This window comes from Clostridium psychrophilum (assembly GCF_018861705.1).
Taxonomy (GTDB): Bacteria; Bacillota; Clostridia; order Clostridiales; family Clostridiaceae; genus Clostridium_AD; species Clostridium_AD psychrophilum.
Map to the genome: position 1 here is coordinate 1 of NZ_JAHLEC010000184.1, position 3,736 is coordinate 3,736.

At 31.1% G+C, this 3,736-nt stretch carries 4 protein-coding genes; 3 read left to right on the forward strand and 1 reads right to left on the reverse strand.

Going from position 1 to position 3,736, the window contains the following annotated elements; genetic code table 11:
* Positions 1-404 precede the first annotated feature (404 nt).
* Positions 405-629 carry a hypothetical protein gene (locus tag KPL38_RS18585; RefSeq protein WP_216290623.1) on the reverse strand — a complete coding sequence of 75 codons (225 nt, stop codon included), beginning with the start codon at positions 627-629 and terminating at the stop codon, positions 405-407.
* Between the two features lie 539 nt (positions 630-1,168).
* On the opposite strand from KPL38_RS18585, the gene istA reads away from it, so the two are divergent.
* The 3 genes from istA to KPL38_RS18600 are packed head-to-tail and all read left to right on the forward strand — an operon-like array spanning position 1,169 to position 3,654.
* Entirely contained in the window at positions 1,169-2,677 is a 1,509-nt protein-coding gene (istA, locus tag KPL38_RS18590; protein WP_216290624.1) for an IS21 family transposase, read from the forward strand.
* Positions 2,678-2,694: 17 nt separating this feature from the next.
* A complete protein-coding gene (gene istB / locus KPL38_RS18595; RefSeq protein WP_246578041.1) occupies positions 2,695-3,432 on the forward strand; it encodes an IS21-like element helper ATPase IstB in 738 nt (245 codons plus the stop codon).
* Between the two features lie 3 nt (positions 3,433-3,435).
* Entirely contained in the window at positions 3,436-3,654 is a 219-nt protein-coding gene (locus KPL38_RS18600) for a hypothetical protein (protein WP_216290626.1), read from the forward strand.
* Positions 3,655-3,736 lie beyond the last annotated feature (82 nt).

Genomic DNA, 3,736 nt, shown 5'->3' on the forward strand with positions numbered 1-3,736 from the left:
ACTAAATTTACCATTGTTCGTGTTATGCAATGGTCTTTTTGTTATGCAATGAAATTAACAACTACTTTCGCAAATTTACACTTGACTTTAACTAGCTGGTCTATAATCTTTATAATGAAATTTTTTCAAATCTTGCTCATCAGTTACTTTTAATAATTGTTTTATTTCAGCTACATTTTCTTGTTCATAATTACTATTAATATTTTCCGCTGTTATACTAGAAATATCAGATTCCTCAAGTATACTATATTGTAACCAATAGCAAATTCCCTTCGCTCATTATAACCCCCGTTGGTCATGAACGAATTGTAAACACAATTTGTTTTGCTAACCTCCGATGGAATTTGTCTTCAATTATATGGTTGATATATAAAAAATAGGTTTTATACCATATTTACTCTGTTTTATTCTTCTTCTACTTCTTTTCTATACTCATCGGCGAACTCAATATCTTCTACACGGTGTTTCATACTTAAAAGTGTTAATATTTCATGTTCTAAACCAAACTTATTCTTTGCGTCTTCTCTTGATTCTTCATCTTTCCCATAGATAGAATCTAAAACAAGAAGTGACATATAAAGACGGTCACTAAACTCATAAAACCAGTAGCAAGTTCGCCTTCGCCTCACAAATACCCCCGGGGGTCATGAACAATTAAGAAAAACTTGATGTTTTAGGTTGTTGTTTATCTTGTTTGTCTTGTTTGTCTTCTAATAACAATATAGCTTGTACATTTCACTTTAATCTCTGTAAGATGTCACTCTCTTATTAAAAATTGTTAAGTTCCATACCCTTTTAACCTTGAAATAGCAAATTCGATTCGCTCATTAAATATATATCAAATATATTGTACAGTTCTTTTTATTATTACAATGGAAAGTTAATGACGTGAAAGCTCAATTTCAAGTTATGTGTCTCAAAGTTCATAAATGCGGTAGTGTTAAAAATGTACTTAACCTTTTGTAAGAGTTTAAATGATCTTATTACTACATAAAAGACATATCAATTAATATTATCTTGTATGCTTTTTAATCTAATTCAATATTAATGTTGATATACAATGAATATTGACCCCCCCTTTTTCGCTGAATATTGACCCCAGCACTTAAAAATATTATCCTTATAAGTGATTATATTAATTAGCTCATAAGGAGGAATCAGAGTGTAGGTGAAAGACTTGAGGGATTGGCATACAGTTAAAAATATGTATAACAAAGGGGTACCAATAAAACAAATAGCAAGAGAACTCAATATGTCAAAAAATACTGTTAAGAGTTTAATAAAGAAGGATGTGGAGCCTAGATATTTAAGGGCGGTTAGCCCTACTATAATTGATGAATACAAAGATATAATTCGTGAATGGTATTTAGATAAAAATTATAACTTTAATGGTACCAGGATCTATAATGAATTATGCAAATTAAAATATACTGGAACCATAAATCCAATTTATAGATATCTTGGTACCTTAAATGAAGAAAAAGCCCTAATAAGTCGACGGGCTACTGTAAGGTTTGAAACCCCTGCCGGGGATCAGGCACAATTTGATTGGGGAGAATATGTAATGCTTATAGCCGGTAAAAAAATAACAGTATATTGCTTTACCATGATATTATCCTATTCAAGGAAAAAGGCTGCGATTTGTTCATTATCAGCTAATGGAGTATCTATTTATGAAGCTATACAGGACTTATTTATAGAGCTTGGTGGAGTTACAAAAGAGATTGTTATTGATAATCCAAAGGCCCTAGTTATAAGACATAAAAAAGGCGAAGAAGTAGATTATAACGACAGTGCATTAAAGCTATTTACACATCTTAAAACCGAACCAAATGCATGCCTCCCAATGAGGCCTAGGACAAAAGGCAAGATAGAAAAGCCATATCAATATATTGAAGAGCAGTTCATTAAAGGCAGTAGCTTTAAGAGTGTTGATGTACTTAATGTAGAAATTAAGAATTTTATGAGGTCATGGAATAAAAAGATTCATGGTACGACCAAAAGAATACCAGATGAGATGTTTGAAGAAGAAAAGAATAGTTTAACTAGGTTAAGTAAAAAGCTGGTTATTGACACAGAATTAGAGACAAGAACTGTTAGTACAGATTCTTATGTTATGGTAGGTGTTAATAGATATAGTGTTCCAGTCAAATATGTGGATAGAAATGTAAAGATAAGGATAGTTTATGGGTATATTCTTGAAATATATGACTTAGATTTAGTTCTAATCAAAAAGTGGAGTATACTTGATGGAAAGAATAAAACAATCGAAGATAAGAACGATTATAAGGATATTGCAGTAAAAGTTCCTCATTCTATCCCAGAAATCCGGAGGGTTTTTGAAAAAACATTTAAATATGGAAATGAGTTTTATGGACTGGCTTCTAGGGTAACAAAACAGGCCCACTTTCATGCAAGGGAATTTTTAAAATTAAGAGATTTATACGATGTTGCGGATTTAGATATTATCCTCAAACACTGCATAGATAACAATGTTTTAAAAATAGATGATATGAAGTCGTTGATTAAAGAAAAATACTTAGAGTTAATAATCGAACATGAAAAAGCAGGCTTATCGTTGGTTAGGGCAAATAAAAACAAGTATAGCTTAAGTAATGAAAAAGAATTAGTAAGGAACCTTTCTTACTATGGGAAAGGAGAGCAAATTCAAAAGTGAGATGTGAAACTAATGAAATGAGTTCTGAAATAAATCGCTTGCTTAAACAGTTCAAACTGCCTGATATACACGATAGATACGACGAAGAAGTTCAGGCTGCAGTAGAAAATAATATAGGGCATAGAGAATTTTTGTACAAGATTTTAAAGGTTGAAGAGCAAGGTAAAATGGATCGTTTAAGAATAAGGAACATTAAAAATGCTCATTTTGAAGGTCAGAAAACAATTGAAGAATTTGATTTTAATTTTTCCAAAAAAATAAATAAGACAGAAGTTATTGATTTATTTACCCTGAGCTTTATGGATAAAAAAGAAAATATAGTATTTATTGGGCCACCTGGTTTGGGCAAGAGCCATCTTTCAGAAGCAATAGGCATGAAAGCCTGTGAAAAAGGTAAATCAGTACTTTTTGTAAATGCTATTGATTTAATGGACGAGCTATATGGCGCAATACATTTAGGTACTTTGAAACAAAAGTTCGTTAAATTGTCTAAAGTAAATTTATTGATAATTGATGATATAGGGTACCTAAAAATGGATAAAGAAAAAGAGAGCATTTTTTTTCAGTTAATCCGGCAAAGATACGAAAAAAGCTCTCTCATAGTAACAACAAATTTACCATTTAACCAGTGGGATGAGATATTTACCAGCGAATTAGCAGCTACTGCAGTGCTCGATAGGCTTCTTCATCATTCTCACATAATAAGTATAACAGGCGATAGCCATAGAGTAAATAGGTACTTTGAGGAGGCATAAACATTGAAAACCGCGATAACGATAGATTTTGATGAATTTGTTAATGTATTCAATGAAAAAGGTAAAAGTGAAACCCAAATACTCGCAAGAGAAAAGTATAATCTTAGTTTTGTACAGATAAAGCGACGATTGGATAGATATACTGACTATTGTTTTGATCCATCATTGAGGACATATAATCATAAGAAGCAAGATGTTGATTTACACTTTATCTTATCCTAACATTTACAAATTAATTTATCCATTCAAATAACTAAACTGCACATTCATTTATCCAATCTACAAAATAATTTAACCAGACTTT